This is a genomic window from Thalassospira mesophila (genome assembly GCF_002115755.1).
Lineage (GTDB): Bacteria > Pseudomonadota > Alphaproteobacteria > Rhodospirillales > Thalassospiraceae > Thalassospira > Thalassospira mesophila.
Genome location: NZ_JFKA01000004.1, coordinates 301,184 through 325,296, shown reverse-complemented (window position 1 = coordinate 325,296; position 24,113 = coordinate 301,184). Strand labels below are relative to the sequence as shown.

The window sequence follows — 24,113 nt, the reverse complement described above, 5'->3', positions numbered from 1 at the left end:
ACAGGGGAGACAGAGACCATAAAAAGGCCCGCCAGATATTCACTGGCAGGCCTTTTAAAATTTGAAATCCGCGACACCGGGCAGGGCGACAATCGATGCTATTTAGCACACACCGCCGCGCAGCCTTGTTATTTGCCGGTTTTTTGTTTCAGCAAATCGGTCAGGGCTTCAACCTTGCCGCCATTTTGTTGAATGACAGACGCAAATTCGTCGCGCTGGGTAATGCCCATGCTGATGCCTTCAATCGAGACATCGATAATGCGCAACTTGCCGTCAAACTCGCGCATCCGCCAGACGATTTTTACCGGCGGCCCATCGGGACGAACAACCTGGGAATTGACGAAGGTATCTTTTTTGTTTTCGGTGGCTTCGCCGACAACAAATTTTTCGCCGTCAAAATCCTTGAACTTGCTGGCATAATTCAGGGCCAGATATTTTTGCAGCAGGTCGGCAAAATTCGATAATTCCTGATCAGACAGGTTGCGCCAGTACCGTCCCAGAACGAAACGGGCAATCTGATCCATCTGGAAATATTTATCCATCAGGTCGATAAAGCGGGCCTGGCGGCTGCTATCGTCAATTTTGTCGCCAGCCAGTTCCGAAATGGCTTCGTCACCCAGCCCGCGAATGAAATCACTGGGGTCCTGGGCGCTGGCAACTTCAACAATTGCCTGGCTGTTGGCGGCATGCACTGTCGCCGCCCGGGCCATGTGGCCAAAGGGAAGGGCAACCATTGCCGAAGCCGTCATCAGGCTGGCAATCAGAATGCGTCCATGTAAGTGTTTCATTTGTCTCCTGCCGGGGCATTATTTTCATCGTCGAAATCAAACGAAGCATTCATGGCATTATTTTGGCTGTCATCCATGACAGGCCCGCCATTGCGGATCACGCTGTTGCGATGCTGCCGATACAGGCTGCGCAAGGCTGCGTAATAATCCAGCGAGGATTGCTTCAATTGTTCGATATTATCATTGTTACGGTAGCGCGCGTCGAGCGCACCGCCGACCATGCCGCCATAATAGCCAGCAGCGATCTTGTCGCTGTTGTCGGCACCATAGGTAAACGGATTCATCAAATAGTCGCTAACGATCCCGGTGGTATCACGCAGGTTGGACGGGCCAAAAATTGGCAATACCAGATAAGGTCCGGCACCAACCCCGTAATGGGCCAGTGTCTGGCCGAAATCTTCGGAACGGTAGGGAATGCCAAATTCGGTGGCAACGTCGTTAAAGCCCAAAAGGCCGATCGTCGAGTTGACGATGAAACGTTGGAACGACGCGACCGCCTGATCAGGGTCACCCTGAAAAAGCGCATTGATAGCGTTAATCGGTTCGCCGAGGTTGGCGGCGAAACTTCTTACTGAATTTTTCACCGGCTGTGGCGCGATATCGCCATACCACATGGCGGCCGGGTACAGAATCAGGATGTCGACTGCACCGTTTAAGTTGTGAACGACGCGGTTAACCGGTTCGATCGGATCAAATACCGTCTGGTCTTGCGCCGGATGGGTGGATGCGCATGCCGCCAAAACGGACAGAGATGCCCCAACACAAAGTGTCCGTATGCTTTTCAGATTCATTCTTTTCGCCAACGGTTTACAATACCAATTTAAGGCCCCCGGCTGTATCCCCGAATACTGATTTGGGCAAAGTTGTTGCTCTTGCAACCCTGACACCCTTCAAATCTGCATTCCGCGATACCGCATATGCCCCCGCATATCATGTGGTTAGCATATGGAGGCGTCAAACACCAGTCACCAAAAGAAACCGGTGAAGACTATCCATCGGACCATTGTATTTTAGTCACACTGCTTTTGCCTAAGATAAAATTAGCACTTGAATAGACATAAACATATCTTTATATCTGCATAGATTAACCGGGAGGGTGTCGTGGAGCAGGTATTGGCAGGATTGCGCGCAGCGGCAGAAGCCACGCGATTGCGGCTTCTGGCCATTTGTGCGGAATGCGAACTGACAGTAAGCGAGATTACCCAGATTATCGGCCAAAGCCAGCCGCGTGTGTCGCGCCATTTGAAATTGCTGTGCGAGGCAGGTTTGCTGGTGCGATTTCGCGAAGGCACATGGGTGTTTTATCGTACACCGCATAGTGGACCGGGGGCTGAACTGGTGGCACCGGTTTTGCGCCTGTTGCCGCTTGAGGATGAAATTTTGTCGCTTGACCGTACCCGGCTAGAACAGGTGAAAAAGCAGCGCGAACAGGTTGCAACCGAATATTTCCGCGCCAATGCCCACGACTGGGATACGATCCGCTCGCTCCATATTGACGAGGCCGAGGTTGAAACCGCGCTGTTAGCCGCGCTGGGCGACCTTGCCGGGAAACGTATTCTTGATATCGGTACCGGCACCGGCCGGGTTCTGGAATTGCTGGGTAAAACGGCGGCCGAGGGCGTTGGCGTTGATATGTCGCGCGAAATGCTGGCCGTGGCGCGCGCGCGTTTGCAGCGTGCCGAACTGGCCAATTGCCTGGTCCGCCAGGCCGATATGTATCAGTTGCCTTACCCCGACGGGGCGTTTGATGTGATTACGCTGCATCAGGTTTTACATTATGCCGAAAAACCCGAAACCGCCATTGCCGAGGCGGCAAGGTTGCTGGCCCCGGGCGGCACATTGCTGGTGGTTGATTTTGCCCCGCATGATCAGGAAGAACTGCGCGAACAACACGCCCATCGTCGTTTGGGCTTTGATGACGCGGCAATGAACGACTGGTTTGTGGCCTCGGACCTTGCCATGGGCGATGTGGTCAACCTGCCCGGAAAACCGTTGACGGTGCGGTTATGGCGGGGGCAGGCCGGGCCGGAAAAACAGGTGGTTTCTACCGGGAAAACCATTTCAAAAACCACGGGCGAGGCCGCCGAATGACGGGCGGATTTGCCAGGCTATCGCAAAAATAACGATATCGGCCGGTCTGGGGATGAAAGGGGCATTTGCCGGGAATACTTTCCCGTTGCCCTGCCAGTCCGGCAACCAAGACCAACACGGCCCCAAACGGGCGACAGAACACAGGGTAGACGATGATGACGGTCCAGCGCGATAACACACAAACCCCTCCGGCTTCCGGGCGCGATTTGCGGGTTTCCTTTGAATTTTTTCCGCCCAAAACGGAAAAGATGGAAGAAACCATGTGGCGTTCCATTCATCGTCTGGCCCCGCTGGCCCCTTCATTTGTGTCGGTGACCTATGGGGCGGGTGGTTCCACCCGGGATCGCACCCACGCCAGTGTGACCCGCATTCAGCGCGAAACCGGCATTCCTGCCGCCGCCCATTTAACCTGTGTGGGCCATACCCGCGATGAAATTGAACGCATTGCGCGGACCTATTGGGATGAAGGCATTCGCGCGATCGTGGCACTGCGCGGGGATCTGCCCGATGCCGGTGATCGCTATGTGCCAACCCCGGGCGGTTATGATTATGCGGTTGATCTGGTTGAAGGCCTTAAAAAGATCGCGGATTTTGATATTTCGGTATCGGCCTATCCCGAAACCCACCCCGATGCGCCGAATGCCGATTTTGAAATTGATTATCTGAAACGCAAACTGGATGCCGGGGCGAATCGCGCCATTACCCAGTTCTTTTTTGATAACGACGTGTTTTTGCGTTTTCGCGATAAATGCGACAAGGCCGGTATTACCGCTCCGATTGTTCCGGGTATTTTGCCGGTCACCAATTTTAGCGCGCTGTTAAAATTTGCCGGGATGTGCGGGGCCAAGGTGCCAAACCGCATGCATCGCAGTTTTGACGGCCTGGATGAAGACCCCGATACCCGCCGCATGGTGGCGTTTCACGAATCGATTTCGCAGGTTGAAGGCCTGATGGCCGAAGGCGTAACGGATTTTCACTTTTACACCTTGAACCGTGCCGAACTGACCTATGCCATTTGTCACGCGCTCGGCATTCGCGCAACACCGGTTGCCGCCACCGCTTAACGCCCGATATAAAGGTGCTTGTTGCGCCGCCACGACCCAAAGACAGGATGACTTATCATGACTGATCGCTTGCAACGTATTGCCCTGCTTAAACAGCGCGCCGAAAAACAGATCCTGATTCTGGATGGCGCAATGGGCACCATGATCCAGCAACATAAACTCGAAGAAGAAGATTATCGCGGCGAACGTTTTGCTAACTGGAAACAGGATGTCAAAGGCAATAACGACCTTTTGTCGTTAACCCGCCCCGACATCATCAAGGATATCCATCTGCAATATATCGCCGCCGGGGCCGATTTGAACGGCACCAATACTTTTAGTGCCACCACCATCGCCCAGGCCGATTACGGCATGGAAAGCCTGGCTTATGAAATTAATTTCGAAAGTGCCAAAATCGCGCGCCAGGCCTGTGACGAATGGGAAGCCGCCCATCCCGGCGATGTGCGTTTTGTCAATGGTGCCATCGGGCCGACCAACCGTACTGCCTCGATTTCGCCTGATGTGAACAACCCCGGTTATCGCGGTGTTACGTTCGACCAGCTTTGCACGGCTTATAAAGAAGCCGCCAATGGCCTGCTTGATGGCGGGGCCGATACCCTGCTGGTTGAAACGGTTTTTGATACGCTAAACGCCAAGGCCGCCCTGTTTGCGATTTCCGAAGTTTTGGAACAGCGCGGTGAAGATGTGCCTGTGATGATTTCGGGCACCATTACCGATGCCTCGGGCCGGACCCTGTCGGGGCAGACGACCGAAGCCTTTTATAATTCGGTCCGTCATGCCAAACCGTTTTCCATTGGCCTTAATTGCGCCTTGGGCGCAGCCCAGCTTCGCCCCTATGTGGTTGAACTTTCGCGTGTTGCCGAATGCCGTGTTTCGGTTTATCCCAATGCAGGCCTGCCAAATGAATTTGGCGAATATGACCAGACAGACCATGAAATGGCCGAATTGGTACGCGAATGGGCCGAAAGTGGCCTGATCAACCTGCTGGGTGGCTGTTGTGGCACAACACCGGCCCATATTCGTGCCATTACCGATGCCGTTAAGGGGTGCGCGCCGCGCAAGGCCCCGAAATTGACGCCGAAAATGCGTTTGTCCGGGCTCGAACCGTTTGATGCCGCCTGAGTAAGCCGAGAGAGATCGAAAAAACGATGACCCAAATATCCAGATTCATCAATATCGGCGAGCGTACCAACGTCGCAGGTTCGATAAAATTCAAAAAGCTGATCGTCGAGGAAAACTACGAAGCCGCCCTTGATGTGGCCCGCGAGCAGGTTGAAAACGGCGCCCAGATCATCGACATCAATATGGATGATGCGATGCTCGATGCCGAAACGGCGATGGTCAATTTCGTTAATCTGGTCGCCGCCGAGCCCGACATCGCCCGCGTGCCGATCATGATCGACAGTTCCAAATGGAACGTGATCGAAGCCGGTTTGAAATGCCTGCAAGGCAAGGGCATCGTTAATTCGATCAGCCTGAAAGAAGGCGACGAGCCGTTTATTCGTCAGGCCAACCTGTTGCGCCGTTATGGTGCCGCTGTGGTTGTGATGGCGTTTGACGAAAAAGGCCAGGCCGATACGGTAAAACGCAAAATCGACATTTGCGAACGCAGCTATCGGGTGTTGGTCGACAAGGTCGGGTTTCCGCCTGAAGACATTATTTTCGATCCCAATATTTTTGCCATCGCCACCGGGATTGAAGAACACGACAATTATGCTGTCGATTTTATCGAAGCCTGCAAACTGATCAAGGAACGGCTGCCCTACGCCAAAATTTCGGGCGGCGTTTCCAACGTGTCCTTTTCGTTCCGGGGCAATAACCCGGTCCGCGAAGCCATGCATTCGGTGTTTTTATACCATGCCGTGCGGGCGGGCATGGATATGGGCATTGTGAATGCCGGGCAGCTGGTGGTTTACGAAGAAATCCCGGCTGATTTGCGTGAACGCGTTGAAGACGTCATTTTGAACCGCCGCTCCGATGCTACCGACCGGTTGTTGGAAGTTGCCGACAAATACAAGGGGACCGGCGGCCCGGAAAAGAAGGTCGATCAGGAATGGCGCAAAAAGCCGGTTAATGAACGCCTTGCCCACGCCCTGGTCAATGGCATTGCCGAATTTGTTGAAGAAGACACCGAAGAAGCCCGCCAGCAGGCCGACAAGCCCCTTCATGTGATTGAAGGGCCGCTGATGGACGGCATGAACGTTGTTGGCGACCTGTTTGGGGCCGGTAAAATGTTTTTACCCCAGGTGGTGAAATCGGCCCGGGTGATGAAAAAGGCCGTGGCTTATCTGATCCCGTATATCGAGGAAGAAAAGCAGGGCAAACGCGAAACCAACGGCAAAATCCTGCTCGCCACGGTTAAGGGTGACGTTCACGATATTGGCAAAAACATTGTTGGCGTGGTTCTGCAATGTAACAATTTCGAGGTGCTGGACCTTGGCGTGATGGTGCCAACCCAGAAAATTATCGAAACTGCCAAGGCCGAAAATGTCGATATGATCGGCCTGTCCGGGCTGATTACGCCGTCGCTGGAAGAAATGACCTATGTTGCCGCCGAAATGGAGCGCGAAGGGCTGAATATTCCGTTGCTGATTGGCGGGGCCACCACATCAAAGGTGCATACAGCGGTTAAAATTGCCCCCAATTACAACAAGGCCGTGGTTTACGTGATTGATGCGTCGCGCGCGGTGGGGGTTGCCAGCAACCTGGTGTCGGAAACCCGCCGCGATGTGTTTGTCAAAGAATTGCATGATGAATATGTGGCAATGGCCGAACGCCATGCCGCCCAGCAATTGCAGAAAAAACGTTTTGCCCTTGATGCGGCGCGCGCCAACAAAGCGCAGCTTGACTGGGAAAATTACACCCCCGTTGCCCCGGTCAAACCGGGCCTGACCGTGTTTGAAAATTTCGATCTGGCTGAACTGGTTAAACGGTTCGACTGGAAGCCGTTTTTTGAAACCTGGGAATTGCATGGTCGTTTCCCCGCCATTCTTGATGACGAGGTTGTTGGCGAAACGGCACGTAACCTGTTTGCCGATGCCCAGGCGATGTTAAAACGCATTGTCGATGAAAAATGGTTCACGCCGCGTGCCGTGGTTGGCATTTGGCCCGCCAATGGGGTGGGCGATGACATTGAAATAACCCCGGCACCTGATGGCAACGAACCGGTTGTTATTCATACCTTGCGCCAGCAAATGTTTCGCGAAAATAACAAGCGCCCCAACCGCGCCCTTGCCGACTATATCGCGCCCAGGGAAAGCGGCAAAATCGACTATATCGGTGCCTTTGTCGTTACCGCCGGGCCGGAAGTCGAAACCATTGCCAAGGGGCTGGAAGCCGAGAATGACGATTATAACGCCATTCTGGTCAAGGCACTGGGTGACCGCTTTGCCGAAGCTTTTTCCGAAACCATGCACGAAAAAGTCCGTCGCGAATTGTGGGGTTATGCCCGCGACGAGGATTTGGCCAACGAAGACCTGATTGGCGAGAAATATCAGGGTATTCGCCCGGCACCGGGCTATCCGGCCTGCCCGGACCACACCGAAAAAGGCACGCTTTGGCAATTGCTGAATGCGGAAAAACTGACCGGTGTGTCCTTGACCGAAAGCTATGCGATGACGCCAACGGCATCGGTCAGCGGCTTTTATTTCGCCAATCCCGACGCCAAATATTTCGGCCTTGGCAAAATCGAACGCGATCAGGTCGAAGACTATGCCAAACGCAAAGGCATGGATCTGGCCGTGGCTGAACGCTGGCTGGCACCAAACCTGAACTACGATCCGCGCCCGCTTCGGGGCTGATCCGGTGCCTGTTTTGGCATCGTTTCTCGCGGTGTAACGCGCAAAATAAATCCCCCGTCAGGACTATGAACTGACGGGGGATTTTTGTTTGCCGAAACCGGTAAATATCAAGCCCGGTATGCTTTACGATCCATGCGTTGCATGAAACAGTTTGCCGCGTTCGGTTGTCAGCACAATGATCATGCAGATCACACCGAGTGTCAGATATCCGGCCACCAGCGGAATGACGGTGCCGTTAAAGTTTTGCCCGACAATGGCACCGCAAACCACCCCGATCAGGGTGGTGTAAAACCCGATCAGCGACGATGCCGTGCCCGCAATCGCCCCCACCGGTTCCATGGCCAGCGAATTGAAATTCGGCATGGTCAGCATAAAGGCGAAATGCGCAATTGTTAAACCCACGCCAAACATCCAAAGCGGCGGGATACCGTCATAAGACAGGGCCACAACCAGGTTAACCGCGCTGATGGCAATAAAAACGCACAGGCCGAAATGCGATAATTTATGCATGCCAATTTTGCGCACCAGCCGGGCATTAACCAGGGATGCAACACTCATCGCGGCGGCAATCAGGCCAAAGACCACCGGAAACATCGTGCCCAGCCCGTAAATTGATGAGTCAAATATTTGTTCAGCCGAGCCGATATAGGACATCAGGCAGCCAAAACACAGGCCCATCGCACTGGCATAGCCCACTGTCTGGCGGGTGGTGGCGGTAACGCGAAAATCGCGGAAAATGCGCCGGATCGAAAGTTTATGCCGGTATTCCGGGTGCAGGGTTTCGGGCATGCGCAGCTTGTACCAAAGCGCAACCACAATGGCGAGTAACAGCATAAAGCCGAAAATCAGGTGCCAGCCCCCAAACGACAGGATCAACCCGCCACTGGCCGGGGCAAAAACCGGCACAATGATAAATACCATCATCACCAGCGACATCACGCGCGCCATGTCGCGACCATTAAAACAGTCGCGAATGATGGTCAGGGTAAGAACGCGCGGGGCAGCCGCGCCCAGCCCCTGAATAAAACGGGCAATCAGCAAATGTTCAAAACTGTCGGCAAAAAACGCCATCACGGTGCCGATGGTGTAAATGATCAGCCCCAGCATCAGGGTGCGTTTGCGGCCATAGACATCGGCCAGCGGCCCATAGACAATTTGCATCAGGGCAAAGCCGATCATGAAAACGAAAACCAGCAACTGGATTTCGTTGGGATCGGTCAGGCCATAATCACGGGCAATTGGGCCAAAGGCCGGTAACAGGTTATCAATCGAAAGTGCCACCATGCCCATGGTCAGGGCCATTAAGGCGACAAATTCGGCAAAAGCCGGAATGGGACGAGACAAAGATGTGTCCGCCGGTTGACTGCTGGTCATTAACAAAATGTCCTGAAACGAATTATGGGGTGCATATGATATGCATCTGATTTGGTTGCAAGAATGGGGCATCGGCGCGCCAAAGATCAATGATCGTTTTTTTAATTTGCGTCAGGCTGTGTCAGCAGATGGCAAAAAGGCAGGGAATGCCTGCTGTGCGCATTGGGCCGGTGTTAAAAAGGCAATTGAAAATTTGACGGTTATAATGGCGCAGTGCGATATAATCGCCGGGGTTGCGACATGTTTCGCATTAAAAACAGGGCAGGGGACACGGGGCATTGGCAGTCATCAGTTTGCGAAATCCACGCATCTTTGCGGGCTTGCGCCGTGTCTTAAAGGGGGAACAACTGATTTTATCGGTTCTTGCCCTTGTGGTGGGCACGCTGGTGGGGGCGGTGGCAATTGTGTTTCGCGAAGTCCTGTTGTTCATTCAAAAACTGGGGTTTGGATCGTCTGACGAGGCGGTGCATTATTTTTTGCAAAACCTGCCCGCCTGGCATCTTATTTTGGTGCCCACACTGGGCGGGTTGATCATTGGTGTGTTTGTTTATCATTTCATGCCCGAACGCCGGGTTCTGGGCGTTGCCGACGTGATCGATGCCGCTGCCTTTCATGATGGCCGCATGTCGGCAACCGGTGGTATCAAGGCGGCACTGGTGAATGTTGTGTCGCTGGGCTGTGGCGCATCGCTGGGCCGCGAAGGGCCGGTTGTGCATATGGGCGCAACCATTGGCGCATGGTTAACCCGCATTTTGCATTTGCGTCGTAGTGCCGCGCGCACCTTGCTGGGCTGCGGGGTGGCATCGGCGGTGGCGGCATCGTTTAATGCGCCGCTGGCCGGTGCCCTTTTTGCCCATGAAGTGGCCCTGGGCCATTATGCGCTCACGGCATTTGCCCCGATTGTGCTGGCATCGGTTAGCGGTACCATTTTAACCCGGCTGTATTTCGGCCATGATATTTCGTTTCTGATTCCGGCCCACGAAATTGCATCTTTTCTGGAATTTCCCGCTTTTGCGTTGCTTGGTGTGTGCGCCGGTATTCTCAGCATTCTGGTCGTGCGCTCTGTCGGGTTTACGCAAAAGTTTATCGGGTCAACCGGGCTTCCGCTGTGGGCGCGCCCGGCGCTGGCGGGGTTAGCGGTGGGAATAATGGCGGTGGGGTATCCGCAAATTGTTGGCGTTGGTTATGGCGCAATTAACGATGCGCTTTACGAAGTGTATTCCTGGTCGCTGTTAAGTCAGCTTTTGGTGGTTAAGGCAGTGCTGGTTGTGCTGTGCCTTGGTTTGGGGTTTGGCGGTGGTGTGTTTAGCCCGGCTTTGTTTTTAGGGGCCATGCTGGGCGGGTCGTTTGGCCTTACTGCCACGGCCTTGTTGCCACATTTGTCGTCAGGCCACGGGGCCTATACGCTGGTCGGGATGGGGGCGGTGGCCGCGGCCATGTTGGGCGCGCCCATTTCAACCACCCTGATCATTTTCGAACTGACCGGCGATTATGAACTGACCATTGCCGTGATGGTGGCATCGGTTATTGCCTCCATGATTGCCGATCAGGCGCAGGGCGGGTCGTTCTTTGGCTGGCAATTGCGCCAGCGCGGGTTAAGCCATCGCTGGGGGCGCGAGGTTAATTTGCTGCGCAGCCTAAAGGTGGTCGATGTGATGACAAAGCAGTTTGCCACCGTCCTGCCCGACGAGCCGCTAAGCCGGTTGCGCGAAAAGCTGATCAATGCGCCCTATGGCGAATTGTTCGTGCTTGATGCGGAAGGAAAACTGGTCGGCACCATCACTCTGGCCGATTTGCGCCACGCCGCCTTTGACCCCGACATTGGCGACGATGTAACGGCAACCCAACTGGCCCGGGTAGAGCCGCCGGTGGTGTGCCGCGAAGACAGCATCGAACATGCCATTCGGTTAATGGAGCAAACCGGCGATGAACATTTGCCGGTGGTTGCCAGCAACGACGACAAACTGATGATTGGCTTTGTCCATGAAAAGGACGCCATGATGGCCTATAACCGCGCCTTGCTGGAACTGCACAGCGAAGAACGTGGGGACGCGCCACCAAAACTGTTTTAAGCATTTGCATTACCAAGCACAAAGGGCGCAAAAACGCGCCCTTTGTGATAAAAATCAGCAGTTTTACAGCGGTTGCCTAGGCAAGACCCGCACCGGCCTGATAGCTGGCAGAGTTGCCGGTCATCATTTGCGCCAGAACGCGATTGTCAAAATTCACATTCGAACCTGTGGTCCCAAACGTGCTGGCAAACAGGTTGCCCGCATTGCTTGATGCGCTGGTCGATGTGGTGCTGGTTGTGGAACCATCACTGTCAGAATTGATCAGGTTTGCCAGGTCATCATCCGAAACGGATTCCGTGCCCGAACTTGCCGCCATCAATTCCTGCAGGCTGACAACGCCGTCCTTGTTGGTATCAAGGGCGTCATAGCTTTCTTCGCTATCATCGCCCGATCCACCACCACCACCGCCGCCACCGGCGGGCGGGGCTCCGGCACCCGATTGCATGGCGGTGACAAAATCATCCTGGCTCACAGCGTCGCTGCTGCCCCCGGAAATCTGTTCCCACAGATTTTCGGCCTGATCGTCACTGACATCATCGGGCTTGCCCGCGAGGAATTCTTCCTTGCTCAGCGCGCCGTCACCATTGCTGTCAAGTTTGTCAAACATCTGGCTGGCTTCCACCGCGCCATTTGATTGCGAACTTTGGGTCGTTTCCTGCAAACTCACCATAAAGCCTTGAAGGCTGTCGGAAAGTTGCGGGGTATATTTCAACAGATTGTCTAAACCAGACGTACTGTCGCTTGTCGTTGTGTCCTCGGTAGACGCGCTTCCTGCGCTAAAACCTGCGATATCTTCGATAGCACCAAGGGCAGCCGTTTTGTCTGCACTGCGGCTGGAGAATATCTGCCCGCCGAGTCCAAGACCACTTATGCCACTCGTCATTTAAATCTCCCGTTTGACAAGGGAAACACTGCCAGACCCAACCGTTTTCCAACGCCCGCATGCCAAAAGGCGGCATGTTTTGCCGGGTGCCGATAACGATTGCGTTAGGCATTGATTATCCAAGCAATTTTGGGGCCAATGCCCGGTGGGCGCGAATTTGCTGCGATGCGGCGTATCGGTGGGCGCGGTGCGATAAAAAATGTGCGGATTTTCGCGTTTTTATCCGTCATGGCGGGCCAGATTTGCCGCCAGCGGTTGCGGTGGAAATGCCGGGCTTTACCTGTGTGCGACAAGGGCTTAAACCGGGTTGGTGTTCATGATTTGTTTGTCAAAAATACAATCGCGCACTGGTTCATACGCACAGGCATGTTATATAGGTCGCCATGACTGATGATCCCTTTGAAATCGACGAATACAGCTCTGCCCCGGATATGCGCCTGGAAGATGGCCCCGAACCGGGATATCTGACCAGCCTTAATACCGAACAGCGTGACGCCGTTGCGACGCTGGACGGGCCGTTATTGGTGTTGGCCGGGGCCGGTACCGGCAAAACCCGGGTGTTGACCACCCGGTTGGCCTATTTGCTGGAAACAAAAAGTGGCGCGCCGGAATATTTGCATCCCCAGCAAATCCTGACGGTGACCTTTACCAACCGTGCCGCGCGCGAAATGCAGGAACGTGTCGCCGCCACCCTTGGCCGCCCGGTTGAAGGCTGGTGGCTGGGCACGTTCCATTCGCTGGCTGCGCGCCAGTTGCGCCGCCATGCCGAACTGGTCGGGTTGAAATCAAATTTCACCATCCTTGATACCGACGATCAGGTGCGCCTGTTAAAGCAGATCATGGATGCCGAACAAATCGATGTTAAAAAATGGCCTGCCAAACAGTTGATGGGAATTATTCAGCGCTGGAAAGACAAGGGCCTAACCCCGGATCGCGCCACCGAAGGCATGGAATTTGCCAATGGCCGCGCCCAGCAGCTTTACCGGATTTATCAGCAACGGCTGACGGTGCTGAATGCCGCCGATTTTGGCGATTTATTGTTGCATTGCCTGACGATTTTTCAAAAACACCCCGAGGTCTTGCGCCAGTACCAGCAAAGCTTTCGCTATATTCTGGTTGATGAATATCAAGATACCAACGTGGCGCAGTATTTGTGGCTGCGCGCCATGGCGATGGTGCATCGTAATATTTGCTGCGTTGGCGATGATGATCAGGCGATTTATAGCTGGCGCGGGGCCGAGGTTGGCAACATCCTGCGCTTTGAAACCGATTTTCCCGGCGCCCATGTGGTTAAGCTGGAGCAAAATTATCGCTCCACCCCGCATATTCTGGCCGCTGCCTCGCAATTGATTGCGCATAATTCCGGCCGTTTGGGCAAGGAATTGTGGACCGAAATTGACACCGGCGAAAAGGTGCAGGTTAAAGGCGTGTGGGATGGTGAGTCTGAAGCACGTCTGGTCGGCGAGGATATTGAAACCCTGCAAACGCGCGGTATTGGTGCCTCGCAAATGGCCATTCTGGTCCGTGCCGGTTTTCAAACCCGCGAATTTGAAGAGCGGCTGATCACGCTCGGTGTGCCCTATCGGGTTGTTGGCGGCGCGCGGTTTTACGAACGACAGGAAGTTCGCGATGCGCTGGCTTATATCCGGCTGATTGCCCAGCCCGACGACAGTTTGGCGTTTGAACGCATTGTTAATGTGCCCAAGCGCGGGGTTGGCAAGGTGGCCTTGCAAACCCTGCATCAATATTCGCGCGATCAATCGATATCCTTGCCGATGGCAACCCGCGAATTGATCGGGACCGAGGAAATAAAGCCCAGGCTGCGCAAGACGCTGGCCGATTTTATGGGCGATTTTGACCGCTGGCGCGCGCTTTTGGCCGAAAAAAGCCATGTTGAGGTTTTGGAAATAGTCCTGGATGAAAGCGGCTATACCGATATGTGGCGGACATCGAAGGAAATTGACGCACCGGGCCGTTTGGAAAACCTGAAAGAACTTGTTTCCGCAATTGGCGAATTTGAAAACCTGACCACGTTTTTGGAACATGTGTCGCTGGTGATGGAAAATGACCAGTCCGACGAGCGCGAAAAAGTCACCATCATGACCTTGCACGCGGCCAAGGGGCTGGAATTTGATTATGTCTTCTTGCCCGGCTGGGAAGAAGGCGTATTTCCCCATCAGCGCGCCATGGATGAAAGCGGGGTTAAGGGGCTGGAAGAAGAACGCCGCCTGGCCTATGTCGGCATTACCCGGGCGCGCAAGCGGGCCACGGTAAGCTATGCCGCCAACCGGCGTATTTATAACCAGTGGCAAAGTGCCCTGCCATCGCGCTTTGTCGATGAATTACCGGTCGATCATATTGACCGCCTCAGCGATACCGGCCTGTCACAGGGTAAGGGTAATGTATCGCCCGGTGCCTGGGGGTCGGATGACTGGATGAAACCACCCAGTTGGGCCAATGATGGCGATAATAATGGTGGCTATAAATCGCAGAAAAGCACGTTTTCTGACCGCAAATTTGCCAGTTCCGGCTGGCAGGACCGGGTGCGCAAAAACGTGATTGATGTGAAGGCCGATGGCGAAGCCGTGTTTACATCGCGCGGCGGGTCGTCGAAATACAAGGTTGGCGACACGGTGCGCCATCGTAAATTTGGCCCCGGTACCGTGCGATCGGTGGATGGCAACAAGCTGGAAATTCACTTCGACGAGGTTGGCACCAAAAAGGTGGTCGACAGCTTTATTTTGCCGGGTTAAAGCCGGGGATAATATTTTAATCAGGCGCGCAGGAGCGCGACTTTCAAACCGGTTGTGCCGTGGCGCGACTGTGACAAGCGAGAAGCAAAATGACCGAAACTGTGCGCTGCTATAATTTTTCCTTCACCGTCAAAGGCCCCCATGTCGAGGCCTTTGCCGATGCCCTGTCAGATTATTGCGATGCCCTGTCGCATTCCGAACTGACCAGCGAGCCCGATACCGATTGGCGGATCGAAGGTTTTGCTGGTAAAGCCATCGACAAGGTGGCGGTGGAAACCACTGTGTCGCTGATGGCAAGTGCGCTTGGCACCGACACGCCGGAAGTTGAATTTGGCATTTATGAACCCAAGGACTGGGTCAGCGACAATTTGCGCAGCTTCAAACCGATTTCGGTCGGGCGGTTTTATGTCCATGGCTCGCATTGGGAAGGCGATTTGCCATTGGCCAAAACCGCCCTTCAGGTCGATGCCGGGCTGGCGTTCGGGTCGGGCGAACATCAAACCACCAAGGGCTGTTTGGCCGCAATTGACTGGCTGGCAAAATACGGCCCGCGCCGCAATGCGCTCGATATGGGCTGCGGATCGGGCATTTTGGGCATGGCGTGCGCCAAAACATGGCATTGCCCGGTAATGATGGCCGATATTGATGCGCCCTCAGTACGGGTGGCGCGTGAAAATGCCAGAATTAACAAAATCGGCGCCTTGGTAACGGCCCTGCATTCCAACGGTTTTTCCGATGCCCGCATTCGCGATGCCGGATATTACGACGTTGTCTGCGCCAATATCCTGGCCCGCCCGCTGCGCAAAATGGCTTATGAGCTGGCCAACACCCTGTCAGAAGAAGGCGTGGTTATTCTCTCAGGTCTGCTCGCCCATCAGGAACAGTTTGTTTTGTCAGCCTACCGCGATGTCGGCCTGACCTTGCTTAACCGTTTCAAGGTTGAAAACTGGACCACATTGGTGGTGGGCTAACCTCGTTACCGGAATTGAGCAAAACAGGGCGCGTCCGACAGGATTGCGCCCTGTTTTTATTTGAAAAATAAGGCTTACCGCCCGCCTGAAACATCCATAAAAGCGCCGGTGACATAGGATGATGCATCGTCAAGCAACCAGATAATGCTTTCGGCGACTTCTTCGGCCTTGCCTGCCCGGCCCAGCGGGCAGCCCGGGCCAAGATCGGCGGCACGGTTGGGGCGGCCGCCGCTGGCGTGGATGTCGGTTTCGATAATGCCGGGGCGAACGGCGTTTACCCGCACCCCTTCCGGTCCCAGTTCCTTTGACAGGCCAATGGTCATGGCATCCATCGCGCCTTTTGATCCGGCATAATCAACATATTCATTCGGCCCGCCCAGTTTGGCCGCCATTGATGACACATTAACAATGGCACCACCCGCACCCCCGCGAGAACGCACCATATGCCGGGCCGCTTCGCGCGCAACGATATAGGCACCAAGAATATTGGTGTCAAAAATCCGCTGCATGCGGGCAATATCCATGTCGATAATCGGCTGGGGCGAGGCGACAATACCGGCATTGTTAACCACGCCATCAAGGGTGCCAAAGCCATTGATGGCGCTCGCAAACAGGCTGATCACATCTTGTTCACAGGCAACGTCGCAGCGTTCGATAACGCATTTGCCTCCGGCATTTTCACAATCTGCCTGTGTTTGTTCGGCGGCTTCCTTGTTGCCGACATAGCTGATCACGGTGTTCCAGCCGCGTTTGGCACAAAGCAGCGCCGTTGCCCGGCCAATGCCACGCGATCCGCCAGTAATTACGATTGTTTTGGTCATGATACGGCCCCTTGTGGCGATGAAGCCGAAACTATTGCAGTTTCAACCGCCCGCGACAAGACAGGCCAAGGCCAATGGCACGATTGCTGCCAGTGACAGGGCAGGAACGGGGAAAACGGAAAATGTATGGAAAAACGAAACGGCCCCGCCGGGGAAGGGCGGAGCCGTTTCTGAGGGGAAACAAAAATTAACCACAAGGAAAGTGAACCGCAATCCTGCGTGCCATATGTCATGTGCAAAAGACAATCTGGTAACGGGCGGGAAGGTCCAGTCAGTCCCGATCTGCGGTCATGTCGGTGGCGAAATCGCCATCAAGACCCTGCATCCTCAATTCGTCAGACTGGGCACTGCCTGTATCAAAGCCGAGCGCAATGCGATCCTGCAAGGAAAGGCGCTCAAGGCCATCATAGGCTGTCTGGCGACGACGAGACTGGGCAACACTTTGCGCAGTAAATGGAAAACGGACCACCGTTGATTGTCTCCTGCAAATTGACGGCCCGACGGGTCATCTTTTTGTCATTAACATGTCATAGTTAAAAACCGTTAACTTTTGTATTGCGAAGTGCGCAGGGCTTTCATACCAGATCCGCATAATGCACAATTTTGCCTGGAAAAGTCCCTGAATTCAGACTTGTATATAATAGGCAAAAACCCGTAATCTCGCGCTGTTTCACGACCTGTCCCCATTCCAGATCTTGTAAGAGGAAATTTCATGACCTATTCGGGCGATGCGCATCTGGCCGCTTTGTTGAAAAATGATGGCGTCGAAAAGGATCTTGCCTCGGTTACGGAACTGGTTGACGGGGTGCTGGCCGCTGCCAATGGCGACACACGCGCCGACTGGTTTGCGCTGATCGGGCCGAACCTGTCGCCCGAAACAAAGCAAGCCCTTTTGGCCCTGCGCGATGCCCGCAAAGGCGCGTTTTGCAATGCCGCCGACGGGTTTGATGCAAAGGCCCGCATTGATTGCTTGCGTAAATATCTGGCCGCCAGGGGTGTGGATGGTTTTATTGTGCCGCGTGCCGATGAATATCAGGGCGAATATGTGCCCGCCCGCGCCGAACGTCTAACATGGCTGACCGGCTTTACCGGGTCGGCCGGGACGGCGGTTGTCATGCTTGAAAATGCCGCCATTTTTGTTGACGGGCGCTATACCATTCAAGTGCGCCAGCAGGTGAATGGCGACATTTACCAATATCGCCATCTGGTCAATGAACCCGCTGTGGGCTGGATTTACGACCATATCGAAGCCGGGCAAAAACTGGCCTATGACCCGTGGCTTCATACCGTTGCCCATGCCGAGCAATTGCGTGAAGCCTGCGCGGGCGCCGGGGCGGAGCTGGTGGCGATTGACCCCAACCCGATTGATGCCCTGTGGCAAAATCAACCCGCCCAGCCATTGGCCCCGGCACGGCCACATCTGCTGGAACATGCCGGGCAAAGCAGTGCTGATAAACGTGCCGCGATTGCCCGGGCGCTTGAAACGCTGGAATGCGATGCGGCGGTTATTTCAGCCCCTGACAGCCTTGCGTGGCTGTTAAATATTCGCGGTGGCGATGTGCCGCAAACCCCCTTGATGCTGGGCTATGCGATTATTGACCAAAGCGGGAATGTTGATTTGTTTGCCGACGAACGCAAATTTGCGCCCGATACCCGCGACTGGATTGCCAAGGATGCCACCCTGCGCCACCCCGGCGAGCTGGCCGGTGCCCTGCGCGGCCTTGGCAACGGGTCGGTCCGGTTGGATGAAGCAACAGCGTCGGACTGGTTGCGCATGCAGCTTGGCGAAGCCGGGGCGACGGTGCGCATCGGGCGTGACCCGATTGCCATTCCCAAGGCGATTAAAAACAAGGTTGAACTGGAAGGATCGCGCAAGGCGCACAAGCGTGACGGCGAAAAGATTATCCGGTATTTTGCCTGGCTGGAACATGCCGCCGCCGATGGTTCGCTAGATGAAATGACGGCGGCGGATAAATTGTTATCCTTGCGTCAGGAAGACCCGTTATTTCGTGATAGCAGCTTTACCACCATTCCGGGCAGTGGCCCCAACGGGGCGATTTGCCATTATCGCTGCATCCCGGAAACCAACCGAAAATTGCAACCCGGCGAAATTTTCCTGATTGATTCGGGTGGTCAATATATTGACGGCACCACCGACATTACCCGCACCACCATTATTGGCACGCCCAGCGATGAAATGCGCGACCGGTTTACCCGTGTTCTAAAGGGGCATATCGCCCTTGCCACGGCCAAATTCCCGGCGGGCACCACCGGTCAGCAGCTTGATACGCTGGCGCGCAAGCCATTATGGGACGTGGGGCTGGATTTTGACCATGGCACCGGCCACGGGGTGGGCAGTTATCTTGGGGTGCATGAAGGGCCGCAGCGCATTTCCAAGGGGCCAAACAAAATTGCCCTGAAACCGGGCATGGTCCTGTCGAACGAGCCGGGATATTACAAGGAAGGCGAATATGGCATTCGCATTGAAAACCTGATCGCGGTGCGCGAAATTGACGCCCCGGCGGGGGCGGAATTACCGATGCTGGGTTTTGAAACCCTGACATTTTCGCCCATCGAACGCCGTTTGATTGATGCCAGCCTGCTGGATGACGGTGAACTGCAATGGCTGAACGATTATCATGCCCGGGTTTATGCCATCTATGCTGACGAACTTGATGAAACCCATCGTTCATGGCTGCAAAAAGCAACCGCGCCAATGACCCGCTAACGGCGGTTAACCCTTTATCGGGGCGGCGTTATCTCACATTGTTATCGGGACTGCAGGGACCATGCCCTTGCGGTCCCGATATCGTTTCAGCATGTCGCATATATTGGCGTAAACGCGCTGTTTGGGACGTGTTTTCACGGTGGATCATGGCCAGAATCATGACGTGCGAGTGTTTTAATCGCCGCCGTGCCTGCGCATCGTGTGATGCTAAGCCGGGTATGGATTTTCAGGTATACGTAAACTATCCAATTGTATTTATTTCTAATAAATCATTGATAAATAATCATTTTGTTCGATGCTGTCGGGGTATCGAAAAACTTTGTATGGGTCACAGGAAAACCGATTTGAAAAAGCCTCAAAATTTGGCGGATACTTGTTCCAACAGCTTAATCTGAGACACCTGCCGGTCGAAGGGTTTTGAAGGGTCATTGCGCGACAATATATGAACCGCTCAGACCTTGAGGCCGATCATCAGGAAGTTTATCAGCCCGTCGGCAGTGGCCGAAGGAACAGGAACGTCCGAGTGTAATATGACCCAGACTTATCAGGCGTCGGCTTTTGCCATGCCAGACAATGCATGCGATTGCCATGTTCATATATTTGATGCAGACCGGTTTCCGTTATCGGCAGACCGGATTTACACCCCGGACCACGCCCCGGTTGCCGCGTTGAAACATCATTTGGCGCAATTATCGTTTCGCCGGGCGGTGCTGGTTCAGGCCAGCCCCTATGGCACCGATAACAACTGCATCCTTGATGGCGTTGCCCAACTGGGCCAGGACCGGGCGCGCGCCGTTGCCGTTATTGATGACAGCTTTTCAGACGATGATCTGGCCCGCATGCACGATGCCGGGGTGCGCGGTATTCGCCTTAACTTGCGCACCCACGGCGATGTTGATGCCAAGACCATTGCCGCGCAGCTTGATCACGCGGTTAAACGCATTGCTCATCTGGGCTGGCATATTCAGGTTTTCACGACACTGGCCAACATTGCCCTGCTGTCTGATCAGCTTGCCGCCCTGCCGGTGACACTGGTACTTGATCATATGTGTTGTCTGGATGCGGCGGGGGATGTGACCCAGCCCGGTTTTGCCCAGCTGTGTGACTTGCTGGCCTGTGACCATGTTTATTTAAAGCTGTCGGCCTTGTACCGGGTTTCAACGGCGCCGGGTTATGGCGATGCGCAGCCCTTTGTGCAGGCCCTGTTTGCCGCGCGCCCCGACCGCATGTTGTGGGGAAGCGACTGGCCGCACACCATGCCCGCCGCAGGCACGGTGCGTTCGCCCGATAAAATTGAATATTTCCGACCCGAAGATAACGGTCGGGCCTTGAACCTTGTCGCACAATGGGCGGGCGATCCCGCAATCGTCAACGCCATGCTGGTAGATAATCCCGAACGGCTTTACTGGCGCTAGCGCCCGGATTTCGGAAAAAAAAGAATGACATTGATTACAGACCTTGCCGAGCGCATTTGCGCGTTGGGAAAAAATGATTTAACGCCGGTTGCGATTGCAAATGCCAAAACCGTTATCCTTGATACGGTGGGATGCACCCTTGCCGGAACCCACGAGCCGGTGGTTGAAACCATGTTGCAAACCGAAGGGCTGGCAACGCCGGGGCATGTATCGCTGGTCGGACGGACCGAAAAACTCGACATTTTATGTGCCGCGCTGATCAACGGGGCGGCTGCCCACGCGCTTGATTTTGACGATGTAAATATCGCCATGGGCGGGCATCCATCCGCCCCGATTTTACCAGCCCTGTTTGCCATTGCCGAAAGTCAGCCGGTTTCCGGGATTGATTTTATGGTGGCCTTTATTGCCGGTTTTGAAACCGAAACCCGCATGGCACGCGCGGTTAATTTTCATCATTATGATCTGGGCTGGCATCCAACCGCGACCATGGGTGTGTTTGGGGCTGCTGCGGCATCGGCCAAACTTCTGGGGCTTGATCGCGATCAAACCGCCCTTGCCCTGTCGCTGTCGGCCAGTCTGGCCAGTGGGGTCAAGGCCAATTTTGGCACCATGACCAAACCCTATCATGTCGGCCATGCCGCCCGCCACGGGCTGATGGCGGCCAAGCTTGCCCAAAACGGGTTTACCGCCAGCCTTGATGTGCTTGAAGCCAAACAGGGGTTTTTGAACGTCTATAACGGCAAAGGCAATTATCAGGCCGAGCTGATGACCAAAGACTGGGCCAACCCGCTTGATATCGTCGAGCCGGGAATTGGCATCAAGCTTTATCCCTGTTGCGACAGCACCCATGCCACGGTCGATGCCCTGTTTTCCTTGCAAAAACAGTACGGGTTTGGCGCAAGCGACGTTGCAAAAATTAACACCCGCATTCATCCGCTGCGTTTAACCCATGTTAACCGCCCGGAACTGCGTAACAGCCTTGATGCCAAATTCAGTGTGCAATATTGCGCGGCCCGGGCCTTGCTGGAAGGCGGGCTGAGTTTCGCAAGCTTTGATGCCCAAGCCTATAACGACCCGGTTGCGCAGGAATTGATGGGGCGTGTATATGCGGCCCCGCATGATGATTTGTCATTAACCCGGCCGGGCAATTACCTGACCGAAATTGATGTGACATTGCGCGATGGCCGTCAGCTTAACAAACGGCTGGACCGCCCGTTTGGACGCCACGCCGATGAACCGGCACCGCGCGAACTGATCCGTGCCAAATACGACGATTGCGCGGCACGGGTGCTGTCTGCTGTGGAAGCGGCCCGTTTGCACGATGCCATTATGGCAATGGAAACCCTGACCAGTCTTTCCGGGTTAAGCATGTTGTGGACGCCGTCAAACGACATGGCCGCATAATGTTAACAGGGAAAAAAACAAAAATGCCTGGGAGTGAAACGCAATGATCCGGCGACTTGACCTTTTGTTGTGCGGGTTTGAAAAAGTGATGATGGTTGGCCTGACCCTGCTTGGGGTGTGCATGGGCCTTCTGCAAATCATTCTGCGCTATGTCTTTAATTCCGGCATTCACTGGCTGGAAAGTGTGCTGGTGATGTCACTGGTATGGGCCATGCTGTTTGGGGCCAGCCGCGCGGTACGCGAAGGTTTTCATCCCCGCGTCGACCTGCTGGCAATGACTGTCGGGCCGAAAGTCCGCGCGGTGCTGAATATTCTGGCTTACGGCGCCACATTGGCGCTGTGCCTGTATTATGCCTATGACAGCATTTTTTACGCCCACTTCCTGTCCATGATTGGTGCTGTCAATCAGGAAACCGATATCCCGGAAGTTTACTTCTTCCTGGTTGTGCCCATCACCATGGTGTTTTTCAGCCTGCGTTATCTGATGCTGCTGATCAAACTGGGCACGGACATTGGCGCGTTAAAACCCGAAGAAACCTATCTTGCCAAACTGGCCGCAGAAAAGGGGCAGGGCAAATGACTGTTGCATTTTTAGCCATTGTTTTCTTTGCCCTGATCGTTATCGGTGCCCCGATTGCCGTGGCACTGGGCGGCGCGGCTGTGGTGTCGGCGATGATTTTTTCGCCAATCCCGACCGGCATTGTTGGTCAAAAACTTCTCAGCAACCTTGATCATTTCACCTTGATGGCGGTGCCGTTTTTCTTTTTGGCAGCGGCATTGATGGAAAATGGCGGGCTGGTCAAACGTCTGGTCGATCTGGCCCGTGCCCTGCTGGGGCATTTCAAGGCCGGTTTGGGCATGGCAACGGTTTTAACCTGCATTTTCTTTGCCGCTATTTCCGGGTCCAGCCCGGCAACGGTGGCGGCGGTAGGCAACATTTTGTATCCCGCCCTGCTTAAGGAAGGTTATTCCAAGCGGTTTTCGATTGGGGCAATTTGCACATCGGGGTCCATCGGCATTCTGTTGCCGCCCAGTATTCCGTTAATCCTGTATGGTTTTGTGACGGAGACTTCGATCCCCAAACTGTTTTTGGCGGGCATTGTTCCGGGCGTTATTTACGGTGCCTTGCTGCTGTTAACCGCGCGTTTCCTTGCCGTGCGCGAAGGGGTGCAGGTGCGTGAACGTGCCTCGGCTGGCGACATGGGACGGGCCATTCGTGTCAGTTTCCCGGCGTTGCTGTTGCCCATCATCATTATCGTGGGCATTTATGGTTTCCCCGGGTTTGACCTGTTTGGCATGCAGTTTAGTGGCGGTGCCATTTTCACCCCGACCGAGGCGGCCCTGGTGGCCATTGCCCTGGCCGTTGTGATTGGCATGCTGATTTATCGCGAACTTAAAATACGCGATGTGTTTGCTGTTGTTGCCAATACGGTGCCGCGCGTTGGCATGATTTTCTGGGTGACGGCCAATGCCCTGATGTTTGGCTATTTCATTACCAAAATCGGTGTGCCGTCCCAACTGGCGCAATTTGTTCTCGATGCCGGGCTGTCGCCGGTTGAATTCCTTTTGTGTGTCAATGTCTTGCTGGTGGTTGTCGGTTTCTTCCTTGAAGGGGTTCCAACCATCCTGATCTTTGCGCCCTTGCTGGAACCAGCGGCACGCTCGCTTGGCATCGACCCGATCCATTTTGCCATCATCATGGTGGTGAATATCGAGCTGGGGCTGATCACCCCGCCCGTTGGCATGAACCTTTTTGTTGCAAGCAGTATTTCCGGCATGTCGGTCCTGAATGTTTTTCGGGCAGCCTTGCCGTGGATACTTGCGACGATAACGGCGCTGATGCTTGTAACTTTCGTGCCGCAAATTTCGCTTTATCTGCCGGCTTTGATGAAGTGATGCACACAAATTTCCGGGGACGGAATGGTGTGACGACCAAAACGATAAACAGT

General features: G+C 54.6%; 18 protein-coding genes. 12 read left to right on the top strand and 6 right to left on the bottom strand.

Translation table 11 applies throughout. From position 1 onward, the window contains the following. Positions 1 to 128: 128 nt before the first annotated feature. Positions 129 to 788 (bottom strand): MlaC/ttg2D family ABC transporter substrate-binding protein, encoded by a 660-nt coding sequence (locus tag TMES_RS11640; RefSeq protein WP_085582637.1) that lies wholly within the window; start codon positions 786 to 788, stop codon positions 129 to 131. Continuing rightward, complete coding sequence (locus TMES_RS11635) at positions 785 to 1,579, bottom strand: MlaA family lipoprotein (RefSeq protein WP_085582635.1); 795 nt, start codon at positions 1,577 to 1,579, stop codon at positions 785 to 787. The genes TMES_RS11640 and TMES_RS11635 overlap by 4 nt, the downstream gene beginning before the upstream one ends. Positions 1,580 to 1,889: 310 nt before the next feature. Here TMES_RS11635 and TMES_RS11630 point away from each other — a divergent pair, with 310 nt between their 5' ends. The 4 genes from TMES_RS11630 to metH all read left to right on the top strand — a co-directional run bounded on the left by TMES_RS11630 (position 1,890) and on the right by metH (position 7,743). Beyond that, positions 1,890 to 2,879 (top strand): ArsR/SmtB family transcription factor, encoded by a 990-nt coding sequence (locus TMES_RS11630; protein ID WP_085582633.1) that lies wholly within the window; start codon positions 1,890 to 1,892, stop codon positions 2,877 to 2,879. Positions 2,880 to 3,034: 155 nt separating this feature from the next. Continuing rightward, on the top strand, positions 3,035 to 3,943 hold the full coding sequence (gene metF / locus TMES_RS11625; RefSeq protein WP_085582872.1) for a methylenetetrahydrofolate reductase: 909 nt from the start codon (positions 3,035 to 3,037) through the stop codon (positions 3,941 to 3,943). 57 nt (positions 3,944 to 4,000) lie between these two features. After that, the gene (locus TMES_RS11620; protein ID WP_085582631.1) at positions 4,001 to 5,065 is read left to right on the top strand and encodes a homocysteine S-methyltransferase family protein; all 1,065 of its coding nucleotides are present in this window, start codon (positions 4,001 to 4,003) and stop codon (positions 5,063 to 5,065) included. Between the two features lie 26 nt (positions 5,066 to 5,091). Then, positions 5,092 to 7,743: a methionine synthase gene (gene metH, locus TMES_RS11615; protein WP_085582629.1), complete on the top strand. Its 2,652-nt coding sequence runs from the start codon at positions 5,092 to 5,094 to the stop codon at positions 7,741 to 7,743. A 123-nt stretch (positions 7,744 to 7,866) separates the two neighbouring features. Here metH and TMES_RS11610 read toward each other — a convergent pair whose 3' ends face one another. Further along, positions 7,867 to 9,117 (bottom strand): multidrug effflux MFS transporter, encoded by a 1,251-nt coding sequence (locus TMES_RS11610; protein WP_085582627.1) that lies wholly within the window; start codon positions 9,115 to 9,117, stop codon positions 7,867 to 7,869. 278 nt (positions 9,118 to 9,395) lie between these two features. On the opposite strand from TMES_RS11610, the gene TMES_RS11605 reads away from it, so the two are divergent. Further along, positions 9,396 to 11,189, top strand: a complete 1,794-nt coding sequence (locus TMES_RS11605; protein ID WP_085582625.1) for a chloride channel protein — start codon at positions 9,396 to 9,398, stop codon at positions 11,187 to 11,189. Between the two features lie 76 nt (positions 11,190 to 11,265). Here the strand turns inward: TMES_RS11605 and TMES_RS11600 are convergent, their stop codons facing one another. Next, complete coding sequence (locus tag TMES_RS11600) at positions 11,266 to 12,072, bottom strand: EF-hand domain-containing protein (protein WP_085582623.1); 807 nt, start codon at positions 12,070 to 12,072, stop codon at positions 11,266 to 11,268. A gap of 383 nt (positions 12,073 to 12,455) precedes the next feature. Between TMES_RS11600 and TMES_RS11590 the strand changes: the two genes are divergently transcribed. Then, positions 12,456 to 14,825, top strand: coding sequence for an ATP-dependent helicase (locus TMES_RS11590; protein ID WP_085582619.1), 2,370 nt, complete (start codon positions 12,456 to 12,458; stop codon positions 14,823 to 14,825). An 89-nt stretch (positions 14,826 to 14,914) separates the two neighbouring features. Further along, positions 14,915 to 15,796 (top strand): 50S ribosomal protein L11 methyltransferase, encoded by an 882-nt coding sequence (locus tag TMES_RS11585; protein WP_085582617.1) that lies wholly within the window; start codon positions 14,915 to 14,917, stop codon positions 15,794 to 15,796. Positions 15,797 to 15,870: 74 nt separating this feature from the next. On the opposite strand, the gene TMES_RS11580 is transcribed toward TMES_RS11585, so the two are convergent. Beyond that, positions 15,871 to 16,617 (bottom strand): SDR family oxidoreductase, encoded by a 747-nt coding sequence (locus TMES_RS11580; protein ID WP_085582615.1) that lies wholly within the window; start codon positions 16,615 to 16,617, stop codon positions 15,871 to 15,873. A 271-nt stretch (positions 16,618 to 16,888) separates the two neighbouring features. Further along, on the bottom strand, positions 16,889 to 17,086 hold the full coding sequence (locus TMES_RS22630) for a hypothetical protein (RefSeq protein WP_143589635.1): 198 nt from the start codon (positions 17,084 to 17,086) through the stop codon (positions 16,889 to 16,891). Between the two features lie 243 nt (positions 17,087 to 17,329). Here TMES_RS22630 and TMES_RS11570 point away from each other — a divergent pair, with 243 nt between their 5' ends. The 5 genes from TMES_RS11570 (at position 17,330) to TMES_RS11550 (ending at position 24,060) form a co-directional block, all read left to right on the top strand. After that, positions 17,330 to 19,345, top strand: a complete 2,016-nt coding sequence (locus tag TMES_RS11570) for an aminopeptidase P family protein (protein WP_085582611.1) — start codon at positions 17,330 to 17,332, stop codon at positions 19,343 to 19,345. Between the two features lie 530 nt (positions 19,346 to 19,875). Continuing rightward, entirely contained in the window at positions 19,876 to 20,760 is an 885-nt protein-coding gene (locus TMES_RS11565) for an amidohydrolase family protein (RefSeq protein ID WP_085582609.1), read from the top strand. 24 nt (positions 20,761 to 20,784) lie between these two features. Continuing rightward, a complete protein-coding gene (locus TMES_RS11560) occupies positions 20,785 to 22,164 on the top strand; it encodes an MmgE/PrpD family protein (RefSeq protein ID WP_085582607.1) in 1,380 nt (459 codons plus the stop codon). A 43-nt stretch (positions 22,165 to 22,207) separates the two neighbouring features. Continuing rightward, positions 22,208 to 22,744, top strand: coding sequence for a TRAP transporter small permease (locus tag TMES_RS11555; protein WP_085582605.1), 537 nt, complete (start codon positions 22,208 to 22,210; stop codon positions 22,742 to 22,744). Next, the gene (locus TMES_RS11550; protein WP_085582603.1) at positions 22,741 to 24,060 is read left to right on the top strand and encodes a TRAP transporter large permease; all 1,320 of its coding nucleotides are present in this window, start codon (positions 22,741 to 22,743) and stop codon (positions 24,058 to 24,060) included. Before TMES_RS11555 ends, TMES_RS11550 begins: the two co-directional genes overlap by 4 nt. Positions 24,061 to 24,113: the final 53 nt, after the last annotated feature.